Source organism: Methylorubrum sp. GM97, assembly GCF_024347855.1.
GTDB lineage: Bacteria > Pseudomonadota > Alphaproteobacteria > Rhizobiales > Beijerinckiaceae > Methylobacterium > Methylobacterium extorquens.
The window spans coordinates 4882752-4909323 of record NZ_AP025942.1 but is presented as its reverse complement, the minus strand read 5'-3'; the positions used below and the strand labels follow the sequence as shown (position 1 = coordinate 4909323).

The following is a 26572-nucleotide window of genomic DNA, read 5'->3' as shown; positions in this document are numbered from 1 at the left end:
CCGAAACCCGCCCCGTTGGAAGACTATTCCGCCGCTTCGGCGATGCGGGTGAGCGAGAAGTCCTCCTCGTAGAACTTCGCCTGCCAGTCGGAGGGCCGGTTCGTGCGCCGCACCTGCACCGCCGTCACCTTGTATTCGGGGCAGTTGGTCGCCCAGTCCGAATAGTCGGTGGTGATGACGTTGGCGCCGGTCTTGGCGTGGTGGAACGTCGTGTAGACGATCCCCGGCTGCATCCGCTCGGTCACCTTGGCCTTCAGCGCGATGTCGCCCGAGCGGCTCTCCAGGGCGACGAGGTCGCCATCGACGATGCCGCGCATCTCCGCGTCGAAGGGGTGGATCTCCAGCACGTCTTCCTCGTGCCAGCGGGAGTTCTCGGTCCGCCGCGTCTGCGCGCCGACATTGTACTGCGAGAGGATGCGGCCCGTGGTGAGGATCAGCGGGAACTTGCCCGTGGTCCGCTCGTCGGTGGGCACGTATTCCGTGATCATGAAGCGGCCCTTGCCGCGCACGAACCGGTCGACGTGCATCATCGGCGTGCCGAGCGGCGCCTTCTCGTTGCACGGCCACTGGATCGAGCCCAGCTCCTCCAGCTTGTCGTAGGAGACGCCGGCGAAGCTCGGGGTGAGCGCCGCGATCTCGTCCATGATCTCGGACGGGTGGGTGTACTCCATCTTGTAGCCGAGCGCGTTGGCGAGCAGCACCGTGCCCTCCCAATCGCCGTAGCCGCCCATCGGGGCCATCACTTTGCGCACGCGGGAGATGCGGCGCTCGGCATTGGTGAAGGTGCCGTCCTTCTCCAGGAACGAGGCGCCCGGCAGGAAGACGTGGGCGTATTTGGCGGTCTCGTTCAGGAACAGGTCCTGGATCACGATGCACTCCATGGCCTTGAGGCCGGAGGTGACGTGATGGGTGTCGGGGTCGGACTGCGCGATGTCCTCGCCCTGGATGTACATGCCCTTGAAGCTGCCGCCGACGGCCTCGTCCAGCATGTTGGTGATGCGCAGGCCCGGCGCGTTGTCGAGCTTGGCCCCCCAGATCGCCTCGAAGCTCTCGCGGGTGGCGTCGTCCGAGACGTGGCGGTAGCCCGGCAGCTCGTGCGGGAACGAGCCCATGTCGCAGGAGCCCTGCACGTTGTTCTGGCCGCGCAGCGGGTTCACGCCCGCACCCACCATGCCGATATTGCCGGTGGCCATGGCGATGTTGGCCATGCCCATCACCATGGTCGAGCCCTGGCTGTGCTCGGTCACGCCGAGCCCGTAGTAGATCGCCGCCTTGCCGCCGGTGGCGTAGAGCCGGGCCGCGGCGCGGATCTCCTGCGGATCGACGCCGGTGATGGCCTGCGCGGCCTCCGGCGAGTTGCGCTCCTCGGCGATGAACCGGGCCCAGGACTCGAACTCGGCCAGATCGCAGCGCTCGCGGACGTAGTCCTCGGCGATCAGCCCTTCCGTGACGATGACGTGGGCGAAGGCGTTGATGAAGGCGACGTTGGAGCCAGGCTTGAGCGGCAGGTGATGGTCGGCCCGGATGTGGGGCGACTTCACGAGGTCGATTTTTCTCGGGTCGGCGACGATGAGGCGGGCGCCTTCACGCAGCCGCTTCTTCATCCGCGAGCCGAAGACGGGGTGACCGTCGGTCGGGTTGGCGCCGATGACGAGGATCACGTCGGATTCCTCGACCGACTTGAAGTCCTGCGTGCCGGCGGAGGTGCCGAGCGTGGACATCAGGCCGTAGCCGGTCGGCGAGTGGCAGACGCGGGCGCAGGTATCGACGTTGTTGTTGCCGAAGGCGGCGCGCACCAGCTTCTGGACGAGGTAGGCTTCCTCGTTGGTGCAGCGCGACGAGGTGATGCCGCCGACCGAGTCGCGGCCATACGTCGCCTGGATGCGCTTGAACTCGGAGGCGGCGTGGTTGATCGCCTCCTCCCACGACACCTCGCGCCACGGATCCGTGATCTTCTCACGGATCATCGGCTTGGTGATGCGGTCCTTGTGGGTGGCGTAGCCGTAGGCGAAGCGGCCCTTGACGCAGCTATGGCCCTCGTTGGCCTTGCCGCCCTTGTAGGGCACCATGCGGACAACCTTGTCGCCCTGCATCTCGGCCTTGAAGGCGCAGCCGACGCCGCAATAGGCGCAGGTCGTGACCTCGGAATGGTCCGGCTGGCCGTATTGGTGGATCGTCTTCTCCTGCAGCGTCGCGGTCGGGCAGGCCTGCACGCAGGCGCCGCAGGACACGCATTCGGACTGCATGAAGTTGGTCGGGCCCGCCGCCACGCGGCTGTCGAAGCCGCGGCCCTCGATGGTCAGCGCGAAGGTGCCCTGCGTCTCCTCGCAGGCGCGGACGCAGCGGTTGCAGACGATGCACTTCGACGGATCGTAGGTGAAGTAGGGGTTCGACTCGTCCTTGGGCAGGTAGCGGTCGGAGGCCGGCTTGACGTGGTTGTCGCCGTCATAGCCGTAGCGCACCTCGCGCAGGCCGACCTGACCTGCAGTATCTTGCAGCTCGCAATCGCCGTTGGCGGCGCAGGTCAGGCAGTCGAGCGGGTGGTCGGAGATGTAGAGCTCCATCACGCCCTTGCGCAGCCGATGCAGCTTGTCGGTTTGCGTGTGCACGACCATGCCATTCTCGGCCGGGGTGGTGCAGGAGGCGGGCGCGCCGCGGCGGCCGTCGATCTCCACGAGGCACATCCGGCAGGAGCCGAACGGCTCGAGCGAATCCGTAGCGCAGAGCTTCGGGATCTTGGTGCCCATATGCATCGCGGCGGCCATGACCGAGGTGCCCGCGGGCACGGTCACGCTCTCGCCGTCGATGGTCAGCGTCACCGTCTGCTCATTGAGCCGGATCGGCGTGCCGTAGTCGATTTCCTTGATGAGGGTCATGCGACGGCCTCCTCACTCGGCCGCGACGGGCAGATCGCCCGCGCGCCGAAAATCCTCGGGGAAGTTGGTGATCGCGCTCATCACGGGCATGGGCGTCAGGCCGCCCATGGCGCAGAGCGAGCCGTCGGTCATGATCTCGCAGAGATCTTCGACGAGCTTGAGATTGGCCTCCGGGCGGATGCCGGAGATGACCTTGTCCATGGTCTCGACGCCGCGGGTGGCGCCGACCCGGCAGGGGGTGCACTTGCCGCAGGATTCGGTGGCGCAGAACTCGAAGGCGAAGCGAGCCTGCTTGGCCATGTCCACGGTGTCGTCGAACACGACGATGCCGCCATGGCCGACGAGGCCCTTCTTGGCCGCCATCGCCTCGTAATCCAGCGGCGTGTCGAGCAAGTCGTCGGGGAAGTAGGCCCCGAGCGGGCCGCCGACCTGCACCGCGCGGACCGGCCGGCCCGAGGCCGTGCCGCCGCCGAAATCCTCGATCACCTGCCGGATGGTGATGCCGAAGGCGTACTCGATCAGGCCGCCCTGCCGGATGTTGCCGGCGAGTTGGATCGGCAGGGTGCCGAGCGAGCGGCCCATGCCGTACTCGGCGTAAGACTTGGCGCCGTGCTCCAGGATGTACGGCACGGCCGTGAAGGTCATGACGTTGTTGACCAGCGTCGGCTTGCCGAGAAAGCCCTTCAGCGCCGGGATCGGCGGCTTGGCCCGGACGATGCCGCGCTTGCCCTCAAGGCTCTCCAGCAGCGAGGTTTCCTCGCCGCAGATATAGGCGCCGGCGCCCAGCCGCACTTCCAGGTGGAAGCTCTTGCCGGAGCCCAGAATGTTGTCGCCGAGGACGCCGGCCCGCACGCCGTTGGCGATGGCGTCGCGCAGGGTCTTGAAGCTCTGCGGGTACTCCGAGCGGCAGTAGATGTAGCCGCGAGTGGCGCCGGTCGCGACGGCGGCGATGGTCATGCCCTCGATCAGGTTGAAGGGGTCACCCTCCATCATGATCCGGTCGGCGAAGGTGCCGGAATCGCCCTCGTCGGCGTTGCAGACCACGTATTTCTGGTCCGACTGGGCCAGCATCACCGTGTTCCACTTGATGCCGGCCGGGAAGCCGGCACCGCCGCGCCCGCGCAGTCCCGAATCGCGCACCTGGGCGACGATGCCCTTGGCGTCGAGCTTCAGCGCGGCCTCCAAACCACGGTAGCCGCCATGGGCCCGGTAATCCTCGACCGAGACCGGATCGACCACGCCGCAGCGGTGGAAAGTGAGCCGGTGCTGCTTGGCCAGGAACGGAATTTCTTCCGGCTTGCCGAGGCGGAGCGCGTGTTCGCCCCCCTCGGTGAGCCCGGCATCGAGCAGGCCCTCGACATCGGCCGGGGTCACCGGACCGTAGGCGATGCGGCCCTCAGGGGTCGCGACCTCGACCATCGGCTCGAGCCAGAGCAGGCCGCGGGTGCCGGTGCGGACGATGCGCACGTCGAGACCGCGCCGCTCGGCACCGGCGAAGATCGCCCGGGCGACGCGGTTGGCACCGAGCCCGAGGGCGACGGCGTCCTGCGGGACGTAAACGGTGATGCTCACGCGCGGGCCTCCTTGAGGGCGGCGTCGAGGGATTCGGCGGAGAGGCGAGCGAGCGGCTCGTCATCGACCAGGGCGGCGGGCGCGTTGGCGCAGAGGCCGAGGCAGTAGACCGGCTCGACGGTCACGCCGTCGGCGCTGGTGCCGTGCCAGTCGCAGCCCATCCGCGAGAGGATCTCGCCGTGCAGCCGGTCGGAGCCCATCGCCTGGCAGGCCTCGGCCCGGCACAACTTGACATGGTGGCGCCCGGCCGGCGGCTCGCGCCGGAAGTCGTGGTAGAAGGTCAGGCAGCCATGCACTTCGGCGCGCGACAGGTTCAGCGCGTCGGCGATCATCGGCACCGCCTGCGCGTCGACGTAGCCGAACGCCTCCTGCAGAGCATGCAATATAGGGAGAGTCGCGCCCTCCAGGGATTGCAGCCCGGCGACGATTGCAGCCGCGCGGGTCGCGTTCCAAGGCTCGGGACTGACCATCGTTTCCTGCCCAACTTGGTTTTGTTCTAAGGCCGGATCCAAACAGGGCCGGCACTAAAGTTCAATCAAGCAGTCTCGTGGTTTGACAAAAATCTTCGATCAAAACGAGTCAGTTGCAGTGCATCATCCGCTCAACGGCGGTTCAAACTTTTTTTGAAGCGGCGAAAAATTTTCTTCGAGGCCATCGGGTTAGAGGCGCTCGGAACAACGTAAAGCGGTATTTCCGCGATCGTAGCGGACGTAAGATGAGGGATGCTTCGGACGCCCCGCTGCCGTCTCGGGCACGCGGTCCGTGTCTGTGCGTCGATGGGGTGTCCATCGCTTCAGCAGCACGCGGCTACGATCGCCGAGGCTCATAGCGCCGCCTGCGATGACGGCGCGGCAGGGTTTGCGGACGGAAGGCGGCGCGGTCCTGCTGTGCGCTTGAAGCGCCTCGCAGCGATGCCCGCCGAGACCGGCGGACTCCGGCCTCGGCCTATCCGACGCAATCGGTTCAGGCAGCGCCCCGGACCGCCCGGAACTGTGCGTAACGCTTCAGGAGATCGTCGATCACCCGATCTCGGCCGTAGCCGGTGACGTCGTGCGGGCGGTCGCCCTCGGAGGTCTGAACGAGGGCGCGATAATGGCGCTCATCCGACGACTTCGACGGATTCTCGGCCCAGGCGAAGCTCGGATTCCGCAATCCGCGCACGCGGATGCCGTAGCGGAAGGCGCCACGGTCCCCGTAGGGAACGATCAGATCGATGCGCTCGGCCGACCGCACGACCTCGGGCGACAAGCCGCTCTCGCGCATCTGCCCGGCCACCGCTTCGAGCGCGGGCGCGACCGTCTCGTCGAGGAAGGTCTTGAGGTCTTCCTTCCGGTAGGAGTGGGTGATCGCCGCCAGCCGCTCCTGCCAGGACAGGCCGCCCGACGGCCCGGCGGCGGCCGAGGACAGGTCGAGGCCGCCGGCACGCCCCTCCAGTTGGAGGGCCCGGAGCAGGCCGTAACAGATGAAGATCATCACGATGGAGAAGGGCAGGGCGCTGGCGATCGCCGCCGTCTGGAGCGCCTCCAGCCCGCCCGCCACGAGCAGCACGGCGGCGATGGCGCCGCTGCTGACCGCCCAGAACACCCGCTGCCAGAGCGGCGGGTTGTCGGCTGCGCCCGAGGTGATCATGTCGATCACCAGCGCTCCGGAATCCGCCGAGGTGACGAAGAAGAAGATCACGAGCAGCGTCGCCAGTCCCGAGGCGATCATGCCGAACGGCAGGTGCCCGAGCATCTCGAACAAGGCGACCGGCATGTTGTCCTTGACGATCTGCGCGAGCGGCACCGCGCCGGCGCGATCCATCTCGATGGCGGTGTTGCCGAACACGGTCATCCAGAAGAACGTGAACAGCACCGGCACCAGCAGGACGCCGGTGACGAATTCACGGATGGTGCGCCCGCGCGAGATCCGGGCGATGAACATCCCGACGAAGGGTGACCACGCGATCCACCAGCCCCAGTAGAACAGCGTCCAACTGCCGAGCCATTCATTGGGCTTGTAGGCGTAGGTCTGGAGCGTGCGCTCGACCACCGCCCCGAGATAGGCGCCGAGATTCTGAACGAAGGCCTGGAGCAGGAACACCGTCGAGCCGGTGATCAGCACGAAGGCGAGCAGCACGACGGCCAGGATGATGTTCAGTTCGGACAGGACCTTCACGCCCTTGTCGAGCCCCGAGGCGACCGAGAGCGTGGCGCAGCCGGTGATCGCGGCGATCAGGATGATCTGCACGAAGGTGTTGTTCGGAACGCCGAACAGGTGGGTGAAACCGGCATTGACCTGAAGCACGCCGAGCCCGAGCGAGGTCGCGACGCCGAAGATCGTGCCGAGCACCGCGAAGATGTCGATCGCGTGCCCGATCGGACCGTTGATCCGGTCGCCGATGAGGGGATGGAGGGCCGAGCGCACCGTCAGCGGCAGCCCGCGGCGGAACGCGAAATAGGCCAGCGCCAGTCCCACGACGATGTAGATCGCCCAGGCATGCACGCCCCAGTGGAAGAAGGTCAGCACCATCGCCCGCTGCGCAGCCTCGATGGTCTTGCCCTCGCCGACGGGGGGCGTGGCATAGTGCTGAAGCGGCTCGGCCACACCGAAGAAGATCAGGCCGATGCCCATGCCGGCGCTGAACAGCATCGCGAACCACGACAGGTAGCTGTAGTCGGGCTCGCTGTCGTCCGGCCCCAGCTTCACGTCGCCGTAGCGGCTCAGCATCAGGAAGATCGCGAAGCCGAGAAAGCCGGCGACGGCGGCGATGTAGAACCAGCCGAATTCGTGCACGATCGCGGCTTGCAGGTTGTCGAAGATCGACTTGGCCTGTGCGGGAAACAGCGCGCTGAGACCGGCGAAGGCGAGCGTCAGCCCGGCCGAGGTGAAGAAGACCGGCGGGTTGACCTGCATCCTCGGGCCGCGTCGACCGAGAGGGCTCCGGTCGTTGAGATCGTTCATGTCCGGACGGGCTTCCCTTGGTGTCTTCGAACGATCCGGTCGCGGCGGATGCAGACAGGCTCACGGCATCGGCGCGAAGGCGATCCGCTCCGATGCCGAGAAAAGGCTCATCGACATATGTTAATGGCCTCGCTTCCGTTCCCGGGACCCGTCCGGAACGGTGAAGAACCTCAGCTCTCGATGGCGGCGTAGGTCAGCACCCGCAATTCGCGGCGCAGAGGCAGGGCGGAGGAGGGGACGAGCTGGGTGAGCAGCAGCACCGCCATGTCCTCGTCCGGATCGATCCAGAACGAGGTGCTCGCCACCCCGCCCCAGGACACCTCCCCCGGCGTACCGAGGATCTGGGCGCGGGCCGGATCGAGCATCACCGAAACCCCGAGACCGAAGCCGATGCCGGCATAGGACGATTCGGCGAAGCGCGGCTGACCCATGGCGGCGAGATCGCCGGGCAGGTGGTTCATCAGCATGAGCTCGACGGTCTTGCGCCCGAGAAGCCGCACACCGTCGAGTTCGCCGAGATTCAGGATCATCCGGCAGAAGCGCAGGTAGTCGACGGCCGTGGAGACGAGCCCGCCCCCGCCCGAGGCCAGCGGCGGCGGCGCCAGGAAGCGGCTGCCGACGCTGTCGTCGTAGAGGCGCAGCTTGCCCGCGCGGTCGAAGGCGTAGTTCGCCGCAAAGCGTGCCTGCTTCTCTTCCGGCACGAAGAAGTCGGTGTCGTCCATGCCGAGCGGGTGCAGGATGCGCGCACGCATGAACTCGGCGAAGTCGGTCCCCGACACCACCGCCACGAGATGGCCGAGCACGTCGGTGGCGACCGAGTAGTTCCACTCCGCCCCCGGCTGGGCCAGCAGCGGCTGCCCCGCGAGCTTGGCCACGAGGTCGGCGAGCGGCAGGGTCGAGGTCTGGAAGTCGATCTCGTTCTGGCGGTAGAGCGCGTCGACGAGCGTCGCCTCCATGAAGCCGTAGGTCAGGCCGCTGGTATGCGTGAGGAGGTCGCGGATCGTGATGGCGCGAAGCGCCGGCTCGGTCTCGAGCTTCGCCCGGTTGCCGCCGGTCATTACTCGCATCTCAGCGAATTCGGGCAGGAAGCGCGCCACCGGATCATCGAGCTGGAAGCGGCCCTCCTCGTAGAGCATCAGCACCGCGAGCGAGGTCAGCGGCTTCGTCATCGAGTAGATGCGGGTGATGGTGTCGGCGGCGAACGGCCTGTCCCGCGCGAGGTCGGCATGGCCGTGGGCGCGGAAGAAGGCGGTCTGGCCACCCCGCAGCACGCTCACCGAGAGACCGGCCAGGCGCCCGCTCTCGACGTAGCCCCGCATCCAGGCATCGATCCGTTCGAGGCGGTCGGGACAGAGGCCGACGTCTCGGGGATCGGTCTCAACCTGCATGCGCGGCTCCTCGCGTTCGTGTCCAAGGCCCGTGTAGCGGCCTCGCACGGAGGGGCGCCAGCCCCTGGGCGGTCGGTCGAAGCCGCAAGAGCGGCTTGCGGCGCGACCTTTTCGAGGCGTGAGCCTCGGAAAGCGTCGAGCGGAGAGGAAGCCCAAGGAACCGAGGCTGATCCGCGGAGGCGGGCGCCGACGACTGAGGCCAGGAAAAAATCAGGGTGATCGCTTTCAAGCGATGGCCCTGGGCGCCAGCCCGAAAACCGTCACCAGCCCATCGTGCCGGGCCCGCCCTTGAACGGGCCGACGAGCCCCGGCGTGATCCAGCCGCCATAGAAGCCGCCAGGCTGCGGCTCGGCCCGTACGTCGCCGACGAGGCAGGCATCCATCGGCCCGGCATAGAAGGCGACGTAGCCGGCGATGGGCCGGAAGCCCGGCGTCGGATCGGGATAGGCCCAGGCCGCCCCCGGCGCCCGTTCTGCGCCGCCCGTCACGTCGAACAGCACGGCCCTGCCTTTCCACTCGCAGATTCCGGCCCGGCGCGGAGGTCCGAGCACCCCCTCCGCGATATCCTGGGGCGGGACGTAGTAGGTCGGCGGGTGGCTCGTCTCCAGCACCCGGAAGCCGGCCGTGGTCGCGGCGATGGGCCGGCCGCCGAGGATGACGGTCAGCCGCTCTGGCACCGGCTCCAGCCGGGGCGGGCGGGGATAGTCCCAGACGCTTTCCTGGCCCGGGCCGGGGCGGACGGGGATGGGCCGCACGGGCGCCTCCGTTGGTGTCGCATCAGCGGTTTGTCGCAACCGCCCCTCATGCTAGCGCATGGGCAGCCCGAGAGAAGGACGACGCCGTGAGCGAGACCGCAGACTACGCCCTGTTCCTCGATTTCGACGGCACCCTGGTCGAGATCGCCCCGCGCCCCGACGCGGTGCAGGTCGATCCCACCCTCGTGCCCGCGCTGGAGCGGTTGCGCGAACGGCTCGGGGGCGCGCTCGCCGTCGTCACCGGACGGCCGGTCGCGGTAATCGACGATTTCCTGAGCCCCGCCCAATTCGACGTGGCCGGGCTGCACGGCGTCGAGCGCCGGGTGGACGGCCATCTGAGCGGCGGACGGCCGGAGGATCATCCGGACCTGCGCGCGGGCGTCGAGCGGCTGCACGCGGAGACGGCCCGCTACGAATCCGTACTGATCGAGGACAAGGGCGCCTCGGTCGCCGTGCATTGGCGGCTCGCCACGCCGGGCGACGCGCAGGCGGCCGAAACCATCGTGAAAGCGGTGGCGGCCGATCTCGGCTCCGCCTACCGGCTCCAACTCGGCAAGGCGGTCGGCGAGATCGTGCCGGCCGACGCCACCAAGGGCCACGCGATCCGCGCCTTTCTGGAAGCGGCCCCCTATGCCGGCCGGCGCGCGATCTTCCTCGGCGACGACCGCACCGACGAGATCGCCTTCGCCTCCGTCAACGAGGATGGCGGCATCAGCGTGCGCATCGGCGACGGTGAGACCGTGGCCGGCCGCCGCATCGCCACACCCGCGGATGTGCGCGCGCTGATCACCGCCTGGGCCGAGGGCGCGCCGATCGACCCGGACACGCTGCCCGCCGCCTGACATCGTTCACCGCTTCGTTCACCGCTTGCCGAACGGCCGACGCACCCTCTGTTAAGGTCGCGGCAAAGCACCACGAGAGGCCAGAGGCGGATGTTCGAATTCCCGGTGCTGATCGGCGATATCGGCGGGACCAATGCCCGCTTCGGCCTGATCGAAACGCGGGGGGCGCCGCCCCGCCTCCTCTCGCGCGAGGCGACGCACGGCCATCCCGATCCGAGCGCGGCGATCCGGGCCTCCCTGGCGCAGGGCGGCGGGCCCGCGCCGCGCTCGGCGATCCTGGCGATCGCGGGCCGGGTCGATGCGCCGGCGGTCCAGCTCACCAACGCGGACTGGCTGGTGGACGCCGCCGCGATCGCCCGTGATTTCGGGCTCGCGCGGGTCGCCCTCGTCAACGATTACGTGCCGGTCGCCGCGGGCGCGGCCGGCATCGCGCCCGACGACCTCACGCCGATCGGTCCAAGTCGCGGTGACGCAAGCGGGCCGCGCCTCGTGCTCGGGCCGGGCACCGGCTTCGGCGCCGCCGCCCTGATCCCTTACGAGGACCGCCTCGCCATCGTCTCGACGGAGGCCGGCCACACCGATCTCGGGCCGACCGATGCGGAGGAGTTCGAGATCTGGCCGGCGGTCGAGCGTGTCGAGGGGCGGGTCACGGTGGAGACGCTGCTCTCCGGTCCCGGTCTCGCCCGGATCTGCGCGGCGATCCGCGCGGTGCGGGCGGGCGGCGACGGTTCCTTGTGCGATCCGGCCGAGATCACGAGCAGCGGCCTCTCGGGCGAGGATCCGCATGCACACGCCGCGCTCGCGCTGTTCAGCAAGCTGCTGGGCCGGGTATGCGGGGATCTGGCGCTGACCTTCCTTGCCACCGGCGGGGTCTATATCGGCGGCGGCATCGCCCCGCGGATCGTCTCCGTCCTGCGGGAGGGCGCGTTCCGCGAGGCTTTCGAGCGCAAGGCGCCCTTCGCCGAGCAGATGCGCACCATCCCCACCAGCGTCATCACCGTGAAGGATCCCGCCTTCAGCGGCCTCGCGGCACTGGCGAGTGAAAGCGAGCGCTTCGTCTATCACGGGCATGCCTGGACACCGCAGACGTAAGGCGCGGCAGGACCTCAGGCGATGCGCCGCGCCCCGTCAAAGCCGAGATAGCCGGCGAAGGCCTCCGCCGGCATCGGCCGGCCGAACAGGTAGCCCTGGAGGTGGCGGCAGCCGAGATGGCTGAGCCAGAGGGCTTGGCCTGGATCTTCCACCCCCTCCGCCACCAATCGCAGGTCGAGGGCGCGGGCGATCTGGACGATCGCGCCGAGGATGCAGCGGGCCTCGTGCTCCTGCGCCACGTCCACGGTGAGCAGCCGGTCGAGCTTCAGCGTCTGGATCGGCAGCCGGCGAAGATAGGCGATGTTGGAGTAGCCGACCCCGAAATCGTCGAGCGCGATCCGCACGCCATGGGCGGCGAGCCGCTCCAACTGCACCCGTGCGCGATCGAGATCGTTCAGCAGCACCTCCTCGGTGATCTCGACGGTCAGCGCCTCGGGCGGGAAGTCGAGTTCGGCGAGGAGCGCGATGACGTCGTCGGCGACCGAGCCGAGCTTGAACTGACTCGGCGAGAGGTTCACCGACAGGGTGCGGATCGCCCCTGCCCGGACCCAGCCCCGCGCCGGCGGGCAGGCGCGGCGCATCATCCCCGCGAACAGGTCGCGCATCATTCCGCGCTCTTCGGCGAGACCGAGGAAGGCAGCCGGGGCGAGGAAGCCGAGCTGCGGATGAACCCATCGCGCCAGCGCCTCGGCCCCGACGGGACAGCGGGTGACCCCGTCGACGATCGGCTGGAACCATGGCTCAATCGCGCCGGAGCGGATTGCCGCGCCGAGATCGGCCCCCAGGGCCTGCCGCTCCTCGATCTCCCGGCCCATGCGCGGGTCGAACCGGGTCCAAGCGGCGCGGGCCGCCTTCGAGCGGTAGAGGGCGATGTCGGCGAAGCGCTGAAGGTCGCTGCCCGTCGCGGCATCGTCGGGGAAGACGGCGATGCCGAGCGAGGCGGACGCCTCCAGCATCCGCCCGCGATAGGCGACCGGCCGGCGGATGTCCGCCACCACGGCCTCGCCGAGACGGGCAAGATCGCTGCGAGGGCCGAGCGGAACGATAGCCGCGAATTCGTCGCCGCCCAGGCGCGCCGCCACCGCCCCTTGGCCGATGGTTCCGCTCAGGCGGCGGGCGACATGCTGGAGGAACACGTCTCCGGCCTCGTGGCCCAGGCTGTCGTTGATCTCCTTGAAACGGTCGAGGTCGAGCAGGAGCAGGGCGAAGCGCTCGCTGCCCGTCCCGCGGCCCGCCCGGCCGACGGCGGCGCCGAGGACGCGGGCGAAGCGGGTGCGGTTGGCCAGGCCGGTGAGCTGGTCGCGCTCGGCCAGCGCCACGGCGCGCTCGCGCGCCAGGGCCAGTTCGCGCGTGCGTTCGTCCACCCGCAGTTCCAGATCCGCGGCGAAGCGGGAGAGTTGCTGGTTGAGGGCGTAGAGCTCGCGGGACTTGGCTTCGAGGAGGGACTCGGCCTCGGCGCGGGCGCTCCGCTCGCGGGCGACGCGCCGCTCCAGGCGCCGGATGCGCTCGTCGCGTTCCGGGCTTGCCGTGACCGTCGGGCCTTCGTCCGGTTCCGGCATCACGGCGTCAGGCCGCGTGCTTGATGGAGAAGCGCACGAAGGGGCCGGCCGGGTGCTCGACCCTCAGCTTGGCGATGGCGACGGGCTGCCGGAAGTGGTCGGCCGCGCCGTGGATCATGCCCTCGGCCAGCGCTTCAAGGGGCCGGCAGCTCTCGTAATCGAGATCGATCGCATCCGAGCCGTAGCGGGTGAGGCGGAACACCGGCAGTTCGGCGTCGGGGTACAGCTTGTGGACCTCGCGGTGGATGTAGGCGTCGACGCTTTCGAGGAAGTCGAACAGCGATGTCTGCACCGTGAAGAACTCGGGATAGCGCACCGCGAACCGTCGGCAGAGATGGCGGCCGAACAGCGTCAGCAGGTCAGGCACGGGCTTGCCCGTGCGGCGCGACAGGGCGGTCACCAGGGCCTGCATCTCGGTATACGGATAGGTCCCGACCGCCGTGTAAGCCCCGCCGTTCGGGACGTCCGCGTCATCAATGATGTCGTCGGCGACGTCGGAACCGAGCGCCTCGGACACGAAGTCCAGGAACTCCGTAAAAACGACGCCCTTCATAAGAACCCACCGCGCCTGATCTATGATAAGACGCTCGCCCACAGGAATTACGATTGCATTAAATTTTATACAAAGGCCGGTTGCTGTCAGGCTGGTGTCATGGCTCTCGTAGGGCGTGCGTCGGCACGCCCGGTAGCAGCGTTGCCCGAAAGCCCCCTGGCGTCGCCCGAACGGTCTGTTAACCATGGCAGGCGCTAAGCTTCCTCGTCCCAGCCGTCTCGTCCCGAGCGGCGCGGGAGCGTGGAGCCGCCCAGAGTCCAGACCATGCGCGCCAAGCCCATCCTTCGCGCCCACCTCCTTCTCCTCGCCGGGGCGCTCGCCCTTCCGGCCGGGACGCAGGCCGCGCCGCGGGCCCACAGGGCCAAGTCGGCCCCCGCGGGCGTCGCCGTCGATTACAGCGTCAACCTCGCCGGTATCCCGATCGGCAACGCCCAGCTCACCGGCGCCTTCGACGGCGCGCGCTACCGCATGGATGTCTCGGCGGTGCTGACGGGCCTCGTCGGCGCGGTCACCGGCGGCCAAGGCTCGGCCCGCTCCTCGGGCAGCATCGCCGCGGCGCCGCTGCCGAGCGCCTTCTCGATCGCCACCCGCACCAGCAGTTCGGGCATCGCCGTGCGCATGGCGCTGGCCAACGGCAACGTCACCCAGGCCGAGGTGACCCCGCCGCTGCTCGATACCGGCGACCGGGTGCCGGTCACCGCCGCGGCCAAGCGCGGCGTGATCGATCCCGCAAGCGCGCTGATGATGCCGGCCCGCGCGCGCGCCGACCTCACCGATCCCGAGAACTGCAACCGCACGCTTCCCGTCTTCGACGGCGCCACCCGCTTCAACGTGGTCCTGAGTTACGGCGAGACCCGGCAGGTGGAAAAGCCCGGCTATAGCGGGCCGGTTCTGGTCTGCAACGCCCGCTACGTCGCCATCGCCGGCCACCGGCCCGACCGGCCGGGGGTGAAGTTCATGGAAGACAACCGCGACATGTCGGTCTGGCTCGCGCCCGTCGAGGGAACGCGGGTGCTGGTGCCGCTGCGGATCGCCGTGCGCACCACGCTCGGCACCAACATCATCGAGGCGACCCGCTGGACGCGGACCGGCACCGCAACCGCCAGCGGCGGCGAAGCCCAGCCGGGCGTCGTCGCCGATGCGAGCCTGTCGCAGCAGTAGTTCTTCGGACCAAGCGTCTCTTCGCCCCGAGAATCCCTGCCTCACCCTCATCCTGAGGTGCCCACGTCAGCGGGCCTCGAAGGATCCTCCAGATCTCGCGCGGTCCCTGGAAGATCCTTCGAGGCCGCCGCTGCGCGTCGGCACCTCAGGATGAGGGGCCGGGCGGGACCGAACGAAGATCGAAGTAGCTCCGATGCGGTTAGGAGGCTCAACCATGCGTCGGTTCGCAAATGCTTCGACCCCCAGGAACGCTCTGCGGATCGTCTGCCTCGCCCTACCGCTCCTCGTCTCCGGCGCCGCTCAGGCCGACGGCCCCCTCACGACCGGGCCGGATTGCGGCCCCGATGCGTTCTCCAGCGCCCAGGTGATCGAGCACCGCGCCCCCCGCCGCGGCCCGCTCACGGCGATGCCCGACACCCTCTGCACCGACCTCACGCCGCAGCAGCCGCAACCCCGGATCGACATCTACGCCTATCCGAGCGTCGGCGCCCCGGCTGGCGGGCAGGGCCCCGGCATCCCATATGAGGGACGGTCGCCGCGGCTCGCCCCGTACCGCTAGAGCGTCGTCCCGAAAGGTGGTTGCCGGCTTTCGGAAAAAAGATGATGCAAAAGCAAGAGCCTCGAGCACCGTCCCGGATCAGGTATCTGAGACAGTGCTCGAGCGGCCGACTTCCGATGCAGGGCCCAGCGCCCGGCTGCCCTCCGCTCCGCCGACGGCCCTCAGCGCCGTAGGGATCGCCGCCCCCGCATGACGCTCCGCACCCTTCACCGCGAGGCCCGCGCGCGCGGGGTCACGGCGGTGCTCGGCCCGACCAACACGGGCAAGACGCACATGGCCATCGAGCGGATGCTTCTGCATCCGACCGGCATGATCGGCCTTCCCCTCAGGCTCCTGGCCCGCGAGGTCTACCTGCGCGTGGTCGCCAAGGTCGGGTCCGAGAACGTCGCCCTCATCACCGGCGAAGAGAAGATCAAGCCGGACCGGCCGCGCTACTGGATCTGCACCATCGAGGCGATGCCACGCGACCTCGACGTCGCCTTCGTCGCGATCGACGAGATCCAACTCGCCGCCGACATGGACCGCGGCCACGTCTTCACCGATCGCCTGCTCTACCGGCGGGGCCGCGAGGAGACGCTGCTGATCGGCTCCTCGACCATGCTGCCGCTGGTGCAGGCGCTGATCCCCGGCGTGCAGACGACGACGCGCCCGCGTCTCTCGAGCCTGACCTTCGCGGGCGAAAAGAAGATTTCGCGGCTGCCGCACCGCACGGCGATCGTCGCCTTCTCGGCCGAGGAGGTCTACGCCATCGCCGAGTTGATCCGGCGCCAGCGCGGCGGCGCGGCGGTGGTGCTCGGCGCGCTCTCGCCCCGCACCCGCAACGCCCAGGTCGAACTCTATCAATCGGGCGACGTCGATTACCTCGTCGCCACCGACGCGGTCGGCATGGGGCTCAACCTCGATGTCGATCACGTCGCCTTCGCCGCGAACTGGAAATACGACGGCACCCGGTTCCGCAAGCTGTCCCCGGCCGAGATGGGCCAGATCGCCGGGCGCGCCGGGCGCCATATCGCCGACGGCACGTTCGGTTCGACGGGGCGTTGCCCGCCCTTCGAGCCGGAGATGGTCGAGGCGCTGGAGACGCACGACTTCGAACCCGTGCGCATGCTGCAATGGCGCAACCCGGACCTCGAATTCGCCTCGCTGGAACGGCTCCAGGCGAGCCTCGACGAGCATCCGCACGAGCAGGGCCTCACCCGCGCGCCGATGGGCGAGGACCAGCAGGCGCTTGAGATCTTGATGCGCGAGGACGACATCCGCGACATGGCCAAGGGCCCCGCGGCGGTGCGCCGCCTCTGGGACACTTGTGGCGTGCCGGACTATCGAAAGGTCCACCCGCAGACCCATGCCGACCTCGTGGCCCAGCTCTACCGCTTTCTGATGCGCGGCATGGCGGGGCGCATCCCCAACGACTGGTTCGCCCGCCATGTGGCGATGATCGACCGCACCGACGGCGACATCGACGCCCTGTCCCAGCGCATCGCGCAAGGGCGGACCTGGACCTTCGTGGCAAACAGGCCTGACTGGTTGCTCGATCCTCTGCATTGGCAGGGCGAGACGCGTCGGGTAGAGGACAGATTGTCCGACGCCCTGCACGAGCGCCTCGCGAGCCGCTTCGTCGATAGGCGCACCAGCGTCCTGATGCGGCGCTTGAGAGAGAAGACGATGCTGGAAGCCGAAATCACCTCCGGCGGTGACGTCACCGTCGAGGGTCAACATGTGGGCCGTCTTCACGGCTTCCAATTCGTGCCCGACCCGCAAGCCGAGGGCCACGAAGCCAAGACCCTGCGCTCTGCCGCCGACAAGGCGCTAGCTGGCGAGATCGAGGCGCGGGCCGACCGCTTCGCCTCGGCCGCCGACGCCTCGCTGGTGCTCTCGCATGACGGCATCATCCGCTGGACCGGCGATCCCGTCGCCAAGCTGACGCCGGGCGACAAGCTGTTCGAGCCCGGCATCCGCCTCATCGCCGACGACAGCCTGTCCGGCGCCGCGCGCGAGAAGGTCGAGACGCGGTTGGCCGCATGGCTGCGCGCGCACGTCGTGCGCCTGCTCGGGCCGCTGATGGAGATCGAGACGGCGGCCGACCTCACCGGGCTCGCCCGCGGCATCGGCTACCAGGTGGTCGAGGCGCTCGGCGTGCTGGAGCGGGCCAAGGTGGCGCATGAGATGCGCACCCTCGATCAGGATGGGCGCGCGAATCTGCGCCGTCACGGCGTGCGCTTCGGCGCCTACCATATCTTCCTGCCCGCGCTGCTGAAGCCCGCCCCGCGCACGCTCGCCGCCCAGCTCTGGGCGCTGAAAAACGGCGGCCTCGACCAGCCCGGCCTCGACGAGATCGCGCATCTGGCCAGTTCCGGCCGCACCTCGATCAAGGTCGATCAGAACATCGCCAAGGGCCTCTACCGCGCCGCCGGCTTCCGGGTCTGCGGCGAGCGGGCGGTGCGTGTCGATATCCTGGAGCGGCTCGCCGACCTGATCCGCCCGGCCATCGCCTACCGCCCCGGCACGACCCCGGGCGAGCCGCCGGCCGGCACCGCGGACGGCGACGGCTTCGTGGCCACCGTGAACATGACCTCGCTCGTCGGCTGCTCGGGCGAGGATTTCGCCTCAATCCTGAAGTCGCTGGGCTACGTCGCGCAGAACCGTCCCGGCCCGGCCATCACGGTGCCCCTGGTCGCGGCGGCACCGACCGTCCCCGCCGCGCGCACCGCCGAGGCCGCACCGCAGGAGCCGGCGGGCGAAGAGACAGCCGGCGAGGCGGCATCGGTCGAAGAGACTTCAGCCGAGGGTACGGCTCAGGCCCCGTCGCAGGACGCGACCGACGTCGGTGCCACGGCCGAGCCGAGCGACGAGGCGGCGCCTGCCGAGGCGACGTCCGAGGCCGGGAGCGAAGCCGAGACGGTCGCCGCCGAAGCCGAGCCCGCCGCGGAAGAGGCGGCCGCCGCACCGGTCGAAGCCGTTGCCCCGATCGAGGAAACGGCACCGGACGGGGCCGAGACGGCGGACGCCGCTCCCGAAGCCGCCGCGCCGATGCCGGCCGAGACCGCCGACGCCGCGCAGGCGGCTGCGGCGACCGGAGAGGTCGAGGCGGTGGACGCAGCCGATTCGGCGATTCCGGCCGATGAGCCCTCCACGGAGGCGGATGCAGCCGCCGAACCGGCCGCGCCCGAGACCGTCGAGGTCTGGCATCTGCACCGTCCGCAGCGTCACACCGGTCCGCGGCCCGGCCGCGGCCAGGGACGGCCGGAGGGGCGCCAGGACGGAAGGCAAGAGGGCAGACAGGACGGTCGCCAAGATGGTCGGCGTAACGACGGCCCGCGCCGTCCCCGCGAGGACCGTCCGGAGGGCGGACGTCCGGCCCGTGCCGACGGCAGGGGCGACAGCCGCCGGGAAGGCCAGGGCGAGGGCGGCCCTCGCCGCGAGCATCAGGGCGGCCGCAACCGCCCCGACCGCCGCGACGAGAACCGCCGCCCGAACCCCGAGCAGCGCCCGCCGCGCCGCGAGCGCCAGCCCGATCCCGATTCGCCCTTCGCGGCGCTCGCCGCGCTGAAGGCGAAGCTCGAATCGGACGGGGGCAAGCGCTGACGCGTCCGCGCGACAAGCGGTTGCCGGCTTTTCGGAGAGCTGGCGCCGTGACGGCTCCGGCAATCGTGATCGCCGGATGAGCGCGGGGCGCCAGCGCCTCGACAAATGGCTGTGGTTCGCGCGCTTTGCGCGGACCCGCTCGATGGCGGCCCGGCTGGTGAGCGACGGGCATGTCCGCGTGAACGGCACCCGTACCGACGCGCCGGCCAAGGCCATTCATTGCGGCGACGTGCTCACCGTCGCCGCCCCCCACGGCACGATGCTGGTGCGGGTGCTCGATCTCGGCGAGCGCCGCGGCGGCGCCCCGGAGGCGCAGCGGCTCTACGAGCAGGTCGGCGAGGCCGCGTCCTGACCCCTCATTCGGCGCGATCCGCCCTGCCGGCAAACCTGCCGCTTGATCATCGTCGCACAAGCCTCTAATCGGTCCGCGCCTTTACGCCCGGCTTATGGCCGGTCCCGCGGTAGGATTGCACGATGGCCAAGGAAAAGTTCTCCCGTACCAAGCCGCACTGCAACATCGGCACGATCGGGCACGTGGATCACGGCAAGACGTCGCTGACGGCGGCGATCACGAAGGTTCTGGCGGAGTCGGGCGGGGCGACCTTCACGGCCTACGACCAGATCGACAAGGCGCCGGAAGAGAAGGCGCGCGGCATCACGATCTCGACCGCCCACGTCGAGTACGAGACGACCAACCGCCACTACGCGCACGTCGACTGCCCCGGCCACGCCGACTACGTGAAGAACATGATCACCGGTGCCGCCCAGATGGACGGCGCGATCCTGGTCGTGTCCGCCGCCGATGGCCCGATGCCGCAGACTCGCGAGCACATCCTGCTCGCCCGTCAGGTCGGCGTGCCGGCGCTGGTGGTGTTCCTCAACAAGGTCGACATGGTCGATGACGAGGAGCTCCTGGAGCTGGTCGAGCTGGAGGTGCGCGAGCTCCTCTCCAAGTACGACTTCCCCGGCGACGACATCCCGATCACCAAGGGCTCGGCCCTGATGGCGCTCGAGGACAAGGAGCCCAAGATCGGCAAGGAAGCCGTCCTGGCGCTGATGGCGACGGTCGACGAGTACATCCCGCAGCCGGAGCGTCCGATCGACATGCCGTTCCTGATGCCGATCGAGGACGTGTTCTCGATCTCGGGCCGCGGCACGGTGGTGACGGGTCGCGTCGAGCGCGGCATCGTCAAGGTCGGTGAGTCGGTCGAGATCGTCGGCATCCGTCCGACGACGACGACGACGGTGACCGGCGTCGAGATGTTCCGCAAGCTGCTCGACCAGGGCCAGGCGGGCGACAACGTCGGCGTGCTGCTGCGCGGCACGAAGCGCGAGGACGTGGAGCGCGGCCAGGTCGTGTGCAAGCCGGGTTCGGTGAAGCCGCACTCGAAGTTCAAGGCCGAGGCCTACATCCTGACGAAGGAAGAGGGCGGCCGCCACACGCCGTTCTTCACCAACTACCGCCCGCAGTTCTACTTCCGCACGACGGACGTGACCGGCGTGTGCACGCTGCCTGATGGCACCGAGATGGTGATGCCGGGCGACAACGTGACCATGGACGTGGTGCTGATCGTGCCGGTGGCCATGGAAGAGAAGCTGCGCTTCGCCATCCGCGAGGGCGGTCGCACCGTCGGTGCCGGCGTCGTCGCCGCCATCAACGACTGATCTCTTTTCGGGATCGGGCGCACGGGTCTCACTCGTGCGCCCGCCTCGATTGGACGATATGAAAAGGGCCGGCGCTGCGCGCCGGCCCTTTTTTCGTGCATGCCGTGGGCTTCGGGCCGCTGGCGATGGCCACGGCGCTCTTAGAGGCCTGTTGATCGGCGGCACGGGTCATTCGAGCGTCGCGGCGACCACCGGAACGAGCCTTCTGACGGGAGAGCCCGATCTCACAGGCGGAACAGCAGGGTGATCCGCAAGAAGTGCTTCAGCGCCATCGCGATTCCCGCATCGTACCTTTCAGGTGTCGGCGGCCCCGCCCTGGGCCTCTGGGAGGGGCCAGCCGAACCCGAAGATCCCGTATCCGGCCACTCAGCTCGAGAAGGATCCGAAGCCCTCAAAATCGCTTGTGCGAGAAACGCGGTTGGCCGGCGAGCCTTGCTGACCGTGGGGGGCGTGACTTGTCGTGGTGATGGGTGCCGACTTTGCCAGTCCAGCGTTGCTCATCGCAGGAGCGGTTCTGCCGCTACGCTTCCACGTCGCAAGCATAGCCGTGCCGTTCGACTTGTTGACGTCGCGCATTGAGTTGCCTTGTTGGCGAGCGATTATTCAGGAAGTGCGCAGAGAACGCGCGCTCGATGCTCATGTTCCGGGCATGTGCGCGACCAACGCAGCGGCGGCGCGAGGGCCCGTTTTCAGGCGCGGCGGCGCGACGAAAGCTGCGATGTCCCATAGCGCGGCATCGGCTCCGCCCGGCGCCGACCGGACGGGCTTGGGCTAAAATCCGCTTGGTGCGGTGGAATGTCGGTCCCTCGCGGTCGGCCGGATCGCGCCCGGCGATGTAATCGCGCTGCCAGCCCGCGCGGACCGCGTCCGGTTTGCCCGCAGCGACGCGCGCCTGGAAGGCCAAGCGGCGACCGCGCCATTCGTCATAGGTGGCCTTCAGCTCCTAGTCGTCGTCGAAGCTTCTTATGCGTGGGCGGATCCCGTCGAACGTTTCGTACGGATCGGGTGCGACGAAGCAGAAGCATTCGCCCTTCCCGAACCGCACCGTGCCGAGCCACGTGAAGCGCCCGTTCAATCCCAGGAATCGATGCCGGCCGCGCCACACTCCTCGGACCGGTCCCGCAGTCGGTCGAAGTGAGTTGCGCCCGCGATGAGGGGACGCGCCGGCCGCAGGCGAACGGGGCGAACGCAGCGGCCGGCGCGCTCGCGGCTGGGAGCCGGGGGGCTCGACCACCGCGATTCATGATAGTCCCGGTCAACGCTCGCCCGAACTGAGGGCTCCCGACGCCACCTGCGGCCTTTCGCAACGTCTCCGACAAGGCCGCGCGCGCCCGCGCCGATCCGGTGATGTCCGTTGGAACACCGGCCGGCGCTGCCGTCTTGCCCGTTCGGTATGGGCGTTCCATCCGACGGAGGGCAGGCGCGATGCAGGACTATGGGACCTCGGCCGGGATCGGGTTCTTGGCCGGGTTGCGCACCATGTCGGCCTGCGCCGCGCTGAGTTGGGCCGCCGCAGACGGGCGGACCCGGAGCGCAGCGATCCCCGCCGGCCCCGTTGCGCGGACTGTCGCCACCACGGCGGCGTTTGCCGAGATGGCCGGGGACAAGATGCCGTTCGCGCCCGACCGGCGCATTCCTCCTTCATTCGCCGTCCGGCTCGCGATCGGCGCAGTCGGTGGTTGGATGTTCGCGGGGCGCCGCGCCTCGCCCGAGGCCGGGGCACTGGCCGGCGTCGCGGGCGCCGTCGCCGGCACGCTGCTCGGTCGCGCGGCGCGGGGCCCCGGCACGGGCGCACCCTTCGGCCTCGCGCGGGGGCTCGCCGAGGATCTGATGGCCGCCGGCCTTGCCGCGGCTCTGGTCGCCTCCGCGGAACGCCAGGATCGGGTTCGGCCGCCGTACCGTCGTCCCATCTGAACCCGAGACAGCCCGATTCACAGCCGCCGGATGGCTGGCGCACCCCAAAGCCAGCCACGGGGCGTGCGCCATCACCGGCGATGTTCGTGGAGGCCTACAGATACGGGCGCCGGCTCAAGTCCCTGTTCGGCCGGACGCTCTTTGATTTCGTCTGCCGGACATGGGCGAAACGGCACGACCGGTTCAGGCTCGATCCGGCACACTCCAGGCCGGCGCCGAACATCCAGCGCGCCTTTTCTGAGGACGCACCTTGCCCGGCCATGGCAGGGTGCTAACGGTTACGCCTGAGTGCGGAGAAAAATGTCCGGGATATAAGTCGTTGCCATTGAACGACTTAGCAGAGACTTGGCTGGGGCGCCAGGATTCGAACCTGGGAATGGCGGTACCAAAAACCGCTGCCTTACCACTTGGCGACGCCCCATCGGCTTCAAGCCGCCGGATCTCTAGACGGGCCGGGCGGGACTGGCAACTGGGTTGGAGGCCTCCGCCTCGCACCGGCGCGCGTTTGTGAGGGGATCACTTGGGCTCCTGCGATTGGCCGAGCGTGCACGGCGCCCCTGCACCGGATCGATGCGACCGCTTATTCTGAGGCTCGATGGCGGGAGCGGGACGGCAGAGGAATGGCGATGAGTGATCGGGTGGCGGTCGTGACTGGGGCGGGCTCCGGCATCGGGCGGGCGGTGGCGCTGGGATTGGCGCAGGCCGGGTGGCGGCTGGTGCTCGCCGGACGGCGGGGCGAGGCGCTGGAGCGGGTCGCGGCAGAACTGCCGGGCCCGTCGTTATGCGTGCCGACCGACGTGTCCGATCCGCGTGCCGTCGAGGCCCTGTTCGCCGCGGTGAGCGAGCGCTTCGGGCGGCTCGACCTGCTGTTCAACAATGCCGGGATCTTCACCCCCGCCGCGACGGTGGACGAGATCGCGGTCGAGGATTGGCTCGCCAGCGTCAACGTCAACCTCACGGGCACCTTCCTCTGCACCCGCGCCGCCTTCGGGATGATGCGCAAGCAGGACCCCAGGGGAGGGCGCATCATCAACAACGGCTTCGATCGCGGCCTACGCGCCACGGCCGATGTCGGCGCCCTACAGCGCCACGAAACACGCCATCACCGGCCTTACGCGCGCCACCGCGCTGGATGGGCGCCCCTTCGGCATCGCCTGCGGTCAGATCGATGTCGGCAATGCCGAGACCGAGATGACGCAAAGCTTCGGGCAGGGCGCGCGGCAGGCCGACGGTTCGATCCGGCCCGAGCCCTACATGGAGGCGACGCATGTCGCCGAGGCCGTCGTCTACATGGCCGGCCTGCCGCTCTCGGCCAACGTGCTGTTCATGACCGTGATGGCGACGAACATGCCCTTCGTCGGGCGAGGGTAGGGAAGGCGGCTTTGCGTAGGCGGCGCGGAACGCGTAGAGAGCGGAACACCGCCCGGTCCCCCTTCGAGACGAGCGGCCGACCGCCCCGCGGCGGCCGGTGCCCGCCATGCTGATGCAAACAGACGCCAAATCCGCCGATGCGAAGACCGATCCGGTCGCGCGGCGGCGCACCTTCGCCATCATCTCGCACCCGGATGCGGGCAAAACCACGCTCACGGAAAAGCTGCTGCTGTTCGGCGGCGCGATCCAGCTCGCGGGCGAGGTCAAGGCCAAGCGCAACCGCGTCTCCACCCGGTCCGACTGGATGGGCATCGAGAAGGAGCGCGGCATCTCGGTCGTCACCTCGGTGATGACCTTCGAGTACGGCGATTGCGTCTTCAACCTGCTCGACACGCCGGGCCACGAGGACTTCTCGGAGGACACCTACCGCACCCTGACGGCCGTCGACTCGGCCGTGATGGTCATCGACGCCGCCAAGGGCATCGAGGCCAGAACGCGAAAGCTGTTCGAGGTGTGCCGGCTGCGCGACATCCCGATCGTCACCTTCGTGAACAAGCTCGACCGCGAGGCGCGCGACCCGTTCGAGACGCTCGACGAGATCGAGAAGACGCTCGCCCTCGACGTGGCGCCCGTGACCTGGCCGATCGGGCTCGGGCGCAACTTCGCCGGCACCTACGAACTCGGCGGCAACCGCGTGCGCCGGCTCGACGCGGCGGACGATGCCGGCACGATCCCGGTCTCGGGCTTTGGCGACCCGCTCTTCGACACGCTGCTGACGGAGAACGGCGCGGCCGATGCGTGGCGCGAGGAGGTGGAGCTCGCCGAGGGCGGCCTCAAGACCTTCGATCTCGAAGCTTTTCGCGAGGGACACCTGACCCCGGTTTTCTTCGGTTCGGCCTTGCGCAATTTCGGCGTGCGCGACCTCATCGACGGGCTCGCCCGCTTCGCGCCGCCCCCGCGCGGCCAGGAGGCGGACAAGCGCGCCGTGCAGCCGTCCGAGCCGAAGATGACCGGCTTCGTGTTCAAGATCCAGGCGAACATGGATCCGAACCACCGCGACCGCATCGCCTTCATGCGGGTCTGTTCGGGCCAGCTCCGGCGCGGGATGAAGGCCAAGCTGGTGCGCACGGGCAAGCCGATGTCGCTCTCGGCGCCGCAATTCTTCTTCGCCCAGGACCGCGCCATCGCCGACGAGGCCTATGCCGGCGATGTGGTCGGCATCCCCAACCACGGGACGCTTCGCATCGGCGACACGCTGACCGAGGGCGAGGAGATCGTCTTCCGCGGCGTGCCGAGCTTTGCCCCCGAGATCATGCGGCGGATCAAGCTCACCGACGCGATGAAGGCCAAGAAGCTGCGGGAAGCGCTCCAACAGATGGGCGAGGAGGGCGTCGTGCAGGTCTTCATCCCGCAGGACGGCTCGCCCGCCATCGTCGGCGTGGTCGGCGCGCTGCAGCTCGACGTGCTGAAAGAGCGGCTCCAGGCGGAATACGGCCTGCCGATCGACTACGAGACGACGCGGTTCTCGGTCTGCCGCTGGATCGAGGCGGAATCGGAGGTTGAGATCGATCGGTTCGTGAACGCCCACGGCTCGGCCATGGCGAGCGACCTCGACGGCGCGCCGGTCTTCATGGCCACCACCGCCTTCTCACTCCGCTACGAGGAGGAGCGCTGGGAGAAGATCCGGTTCACGGATGTGAAGGATTACCAGAAGCGGGCGGCGTAAGCGGCGTCTCCCGACCCCGCCATCCAACTCTTTCCCCATCCTGAGATGCCGCGGAGCGGCCTCGAAGGAGGGCTCCGGACGTCGCGCGATCCCTGGAGCCCTCTTATCGAGGGCGACACTTAGGGTTGCGGGAGTGGGTTGAGCAAGCCGTCGGATAGAAGCGCTCGGTGCTGGAGCTCGATCGGCCCTTCGAGTCAGCTCAGTCGTAGTCGAAATCAAGCGAGCGTTCGAAGGCGGTGGCGCTCATCTCGCGTCCCTTCGGGTCGGCGACGGAGATGTTGCGAAAGCCGCGTCCGGCCAGCTCCCAGGTCTTCTCGAGAGCCTGCTCGTCCGTGCCGCAGGCGAAGGACAGCGTGCGGCCGGCGGGATCTGTGCCGGTTACCTTGTACATGGCCGCGCTCCTGTCCGAGCCGTGAAGTATAGGCTCGGTGCCGTCCGAAAGAAGGGGTTGGTCCGAGCATCGTCTTTTCCGAAAGCCGGTGACCACCTTTCGGGACGATGTTGAGAGCGGGGCGCTCCCGCGCAGCGACTCAGACGAGCAGCGCCGCCTTGTCCACGTCGAGCGCCCGGGCCAGTTCGTCGAGCACCGCGTGCTCGCTCTCGGTGATGCCGCCCTTGTCGGCCACGTCCGCCGCGATCAGGAAGACGTGTTGGCGCTGCTCCAGCGGACGGTCGGCGATGGCCGCGACGTGCTGGCTGTTCTCCAGGCGCCCGGCGCGCAGCTCCGCACGGGCAAGTGCTTCGAACAGCGCCTGTTCCAGGGTGAGCGTGTCGTAGGATTTCTGAAGGATCGGGTTGGCCCGCATGCTGACGAGAGCCGCCTCGATCTCCTCGTCATCGGTGTCGCCGTCGGCGACGATCACGTTGGCCGCGGCGGAGACCGCCGCCTGCATGAAAACGGAATCGCCGGCGTAGGACATCACCACCCGGTTAAAACGGACAAGGGCGTCCTGAAAAAACCCCATCTTGCAATCCCCCAGGCGCCCGGCCCCAAACGTACTAGCCTACGCG

At 69.0% G+C, this 26572-nt stretch carries 20 protein-coding genes, 1 tRNA gene and 1 pseudogene; 10 read left to right on the top strand and 12 right to left on the bottom strand.

Annotated features, from left to right (window positions below):
• Nucleotides 1-23: 23 nt before the first annotated feature.
• The 6 genes from fdhF to MSPGM_RS22815 all read right to left on the bottom strand — a co-directional run bounded on the left by fdhF (nt 24) and on the right by MSPGM_RS22815 (nt 9534).
• Nucleotides 24-2876: a formate dehydrogenase subunit alpha gene (gene fdhF, locus MSPGM_RS22840; protein ID WP_015857531.1), complete on the bottom strand. Its 2853-nt coding sequence runs from the start codon at nt 2874-2876 to the stop codon at nt 24-26.
• 12 nt (nt 2877-2888) lie between these two features.
• Nucleotides 2889-4448, bottom strand: coding sequence for a formate dehydrogenase beta subunit (locus tag MSPGM_RS22835; protein ID WP_003604595.1), 1560 nt, complete (start codon nt 4446-4448; stop codon nt 2889-2891).
• Entirely contained in the window at nt 4445-4918 is a 474-nt protein-coding gene (locus MSPGM_RS22830; RefSeq protein ID WP_003604593.1) for a formate dehydrogenase subunit gamma, read from the bottom strand. The genes MSPGM_RS22835 and MSPGM_RS22830 overlap by 4 nt, the downstream gene beginning before the upstream one ends.
• A 493-nt stretch (nt 4919-5411) precedes the next feature.
• The gene (locus tag MSPGM_RS22825) at nt 5412-7391 is read right to left on the bottom strand and encodes a BCCT family transporter (protein ID WP_003604591.1); all 1980 of its coding nucleotides are present in this window, start codon (nt 7389-7391) and stop codon (nt 5412-5414) included.
• Between the two features lie 170 nt (nt 7392-7561).
• Nucleotides 7562-8779 (bottom strand): serine hydrolase domain-containing protein, encoded by a 1218-nt coding sequence (locus tag MSPGM_RS22820; protein WP_209688177.1) that lies wholly within the window; start codon nt 8777-8779, stop codon nt 7562-7564.
• Between the two features lie 260 nt (nt 8780-9039).
• Nucleotides 9040-9534 carry a DUF427 domain-containing protein gene (locus MSPGM_RS22815; protein ID WP_003604588.1) on the bottom strand — a complete coding sequence of 165 codons (495 nt, stop codon included), beginning with the start codon at nt 9532-9534 and terminating at the stop codon, nt 9040-9042.
• Nucleotides 9535-9620: 86 nt separating this feature from the next.
• On the opposite strand from MSPGM_RS22815, the gene otsB reads away from it, so the two are divergent.
• Complete coding sequence (gene otsB, locus MSPGM_RS22810; RefSeq protein WP_003604586.1) at nt 9621-10376, top strand: trehalose-phosphatase; 756 nt, start codon at nt 9621-9623, stop codon at nt 10374-10376.
• 90 nt (nt 10377-10466) lie between these two features.
• Nucleotides 10467-11468 (top strand): glucokinase, encoded by a 1002-nt coding sequence (locus MSPGM_RS22805; RefSeq protein WP_015857527.1) that lies wholly within the window; start codon nt 10467-10469, stop codon nt 11466-11468.
• A 14-nt stretch (nt 11469-11482) separates the two neighbouring features.
• Here MSPGM_RS22805 and MSPGM_RS22800 read toward each other — a convergent pair whose 3' ends face one another.
• Nucleotides 11483-13027: a putative bifunctional diguanylate cyclase/phosphodiesterase gene (locus tag MSPGM_RS22800; protein ID WP_015857526.1), complete on the bottom strand. Its 1545-nt coding sequence runs from the start codon at nt 13025-13027 to the stop codon at nt 11483-11485.
• A gap of 7 nt (nt 13028-13034) precedes the next feature.
• Nucleotides 13035-13580, bottom strand: a complete 546-nt coding sequence (locus tag MSPGM_RS22795; RefSeq protein ID WP_003605694.1) for a heme NO-binding domain-containing protein — start codon at nt 13578-13580, stop codon at nt 13035-13037.
• 264 nt (nt 13581-13844) lie between these two features.
• Here MSPGM_RS22795 and MSPGM_RS22790 point away from each other — a divergent pair, with 264 nt between their 5' ends.
• The 5 genes from MSPGM_RS22790 to tuf all read left to right on the top strand — a co-directional run bounded on the left by MSPGM_RS22790 (nt 13845) and on the right by tuf (nt 20550).
• Nucleotides 13845-14741, top strand: coding sequence for a DUF3108 domain-containing protein (locus MSPGM_RS22790; RefSeq protein WP_003605695.1), 897 nt, complete (start codon nt 13845-13847; stop codon nt 14739-14741).
• Nucleotides 14742-14955: 214 nt separating this feature from the next.
• Entirely contained in the window at nt 14956-15300 is a 345-nt protein-coding gene (locus tag MSPGM_RS22785) for a hypothetical protein (protein ID WP_003605696.1), read from the top strand.
• 189 nt (nt 15301-15489) lie between these two features.
• Nucleotides 15490-18885 carry a helicase-related protein gene (locus MSPGM_RS22780; RefSeq protein WP_209688178.1) on the top strand — a complete coding sequence of 1132 codons (3396 nt, stop codon included), beginning with the start codon at nt 15490-15492 and terminating at the stop codon, nt 18883-18885.
• A gap of 76 nt (nt 18886-18961) precedes the next feature.
• Nucleotides 18962-19237 carry an RNA-binding S4 domain-containing protein gene (locus MSPGM_RS22775; RefSeq protein ID WP_003606923.1) on the top strand — a complete coding sequence of 92 codons (276 nt, stop codon included), beginning with the start codon at nt 18962-18964 and terminating at the stop codon, nt 19235-19237.
• Between the two features lie 122 nt (nt 19238-19359).
• A complete protein-coding gene (gene tuf, locus MSPGM_RS22770) occupies nt 19360-20550 on the top strand; it encodes an elongation factor Tu (RefSeq protein ID WP_003606924.1) in 1191 nt (396 codons plus the stop codon).
• Nucleotides 20551-21070: 520 nt separating this feature from the next.
• Here the strand turns inward: tuf and MSPGM_RS22765 are convergent.
• Entirely contained in the window at nt 21071-21490 is a 420-nt protein-coding gene (locus MSPGM_RS22765) for a DUF6065 family protein (RefSeq protein ID WP_261926417.1), read from the bottom strand.
• Between the two features lie 485 nt (nt 21491-21975).
• On the opposite strand from MSPGM_RS22765, the gene MSPGM_RS22760 reads away from it, so the two are divergent.
• On the top strand, nt 21976-22464 hold the full coding sequence (locus MSPGM_RS22760; protein ID WP_015857520.1) for a hypothetical protein: 489 nt from the start codon (nt 21976-21978) through the stop codon (nt 22462-22464).
• Between the two features lie 346 nt (nt 22465-22810).
• On the opposite strand, the gene MSPGM_RS22755 is transcribed toward MSPGM_RS22760, so the two are convergent.
• A tRNA-Gln gene (locus MSPGM_RS22755) sits at nt 22811-22885 on the bottom strand.
• Between the two features lie 199 nt (nt 22886-23084).
• Here MSPGM_RS22755 and MSPGM_RS22750 point away from each other — a divergent pair.
• Nucleotides 23085-23835, top strand: a pseudogene (locus MSPGM_RS22750) (SDR family oxidoreductase).
• A gap of 106 nt (nt 23836-23941) precedes the next feature.
• On the top strand, nt 23942-25561 hold the full coding sequence (locus tag MSPGM_RS22745) for a peptide chain release factor 3 (RefSeq protein WP_003596251.1): 1620 nt from the start codon (nt 23942-23944) through the stop codon (nt 25559-25561).
• Between the two features lie 199 nt (nt 25562-25760).
• Here MSPGM_RS22745 and MSPGM_RS22740 read toward each other — a convergent pair whose 3' ends face one another.
• Complete coding sequence (locus MSPGM_RS22740) at nt 25761-25952, bottom strand: hypothetical protein (protein ID WP_003596250.1); 192 nt, start codon at nt 25950-25952, stop codon at nt 25761-25763.
• A 139-nt stretch (nt 25953-26091) separates the two neighbouring features.
• On the bottom strand, nt 26092-26526 hold the full coding sequence (locus MSPGM_RS22735) for a tellurite resistance TerB family protein (protein ID WP_003596249.1): 435 nt from the start codon (nt 26524-26526) through the stop codon (nt 26092-26094).
• Between the last annotated feature and the right edge of the window lie 46 nt (nt 26527-26572).

Excerpts from the sequence above, each read along its gene's own strand:
- tuf (WP_003606924.1), top strand. The coding sequence starts at position 19,360 with ATGGCCAAGGAAAAGTTCTCCCGTACCAAGCCGCACTGCAACATCGGC.
- fdhF (WP_015857531.1), bottom strand. The coding sequence starts at position 2,876 with ATGACCCTCATCAAGGAAATCGACTACGGCACGCCGATCCGGCTCAAT.
- MSPGM_RS22830 (WP_003604593.1), bottom strand. The coding sequence starts at position 4,918 with ATGGTCAGTCCCGAGCCTTGGAACGCGACCCGCGCGGCTGCAATCGTC.
- MSPGM_RS22790 (WP_003605695.1), top strand. The coding sequence starts at position 13,845 with ATGCGCGCCAAGCCCATCCTTCGCGCCCACCTCCTTCTCCTCGCCGGG.
- MSPGM_RS22760 (WP_015857520.1), top strand. The coding sequence starts at position 21,976 with ATGCAGGACTATGGGACCTCGGCCGGGATCGGGTTCTTGGCCGGGTTG.
- MSPGM_RS22780 (WP_209688178.1), top strand. The coding sequence starts at position 15,490 with ATGACGCTCCGCACCCTTCACCGCGAGGCCCGCGCGCGCGGGGTCACG.
- MSPGM_RS22800 (WP_015857526.1), bottom strand. The coding sequence starts at position 13,027 with ATGCCGGAACCGGACGAAGGCCCGACGGTCACGGCAAGCCCGGAACGC.
- MSPGM_RS22740 (WP_003596250.1), bottom strand. The coding sequence starts at position 25,952 with ATGTACAAGGTAACCGGCACAGATCCCGCCGGCCGCACGCTGTCCTTC.
- MSPGM_RS22795 (WP_003605694.1), bottom strand. The coding sequence starts at position 13,580 with ATGAAGGGCGTCGTTTTTACGGAGTTCCTGGACTTCGTGTCCGAGGCG.
- MSPGM_RS22735 (WP_003596249.1), bottom strand. The coding sequence starts at position 26,526 with ATGGGGTTTTTTCAGGACGCCCTTGTCCGTTTTAACCGGGTGGTGATG.
- MSPGM_RS22805 (WP_015857527.1), top strand. The coding sequence starts at position 10,467 with ATGTTCGAATTCCCGGTGCTGATCGGCGATATCGGCGGGACCAATGCC.
- MSPGM_RS22785 (WP_003605696.1), top strand. The coding sequence starts at position 14,956 with ATGCGTCGGTTCGCAAATGCTTCGACCCCCAGGAACGCTCTGCGGATC.
- MSPGM_RS22775 (WP_003606923.1), top strand. The coding sequence starts at position 18,962 with ATGAGCGCGGGGCGCCAGCGCCTCGACAAATGGCTGTGGTTCGCGCGC.
- MSPGM_RS22820 (WP_209688177.1), bottom strand. The coding sequence starts at position 8,779 with ATGCAGGTTGAGACCGATCCCCGAGACGTCGGCCTCTGTCCCGACCGC.
- MSPGM_RS22745 (WP_003596251.1), top strand. The coding sequence starts at position 23,942 with ATGCTGATGCAAACAGACGCCAAATCCGCCGATGCGAAGACCGATCCG.
- MSPGM_RS22825 (WP_003604591.1), bottom strand. The coding sequence starts at position 7,391 with ATGAACGATCTCAACGACCGGAGCCCTCTCGGTCGACGCGGCCCGAGG.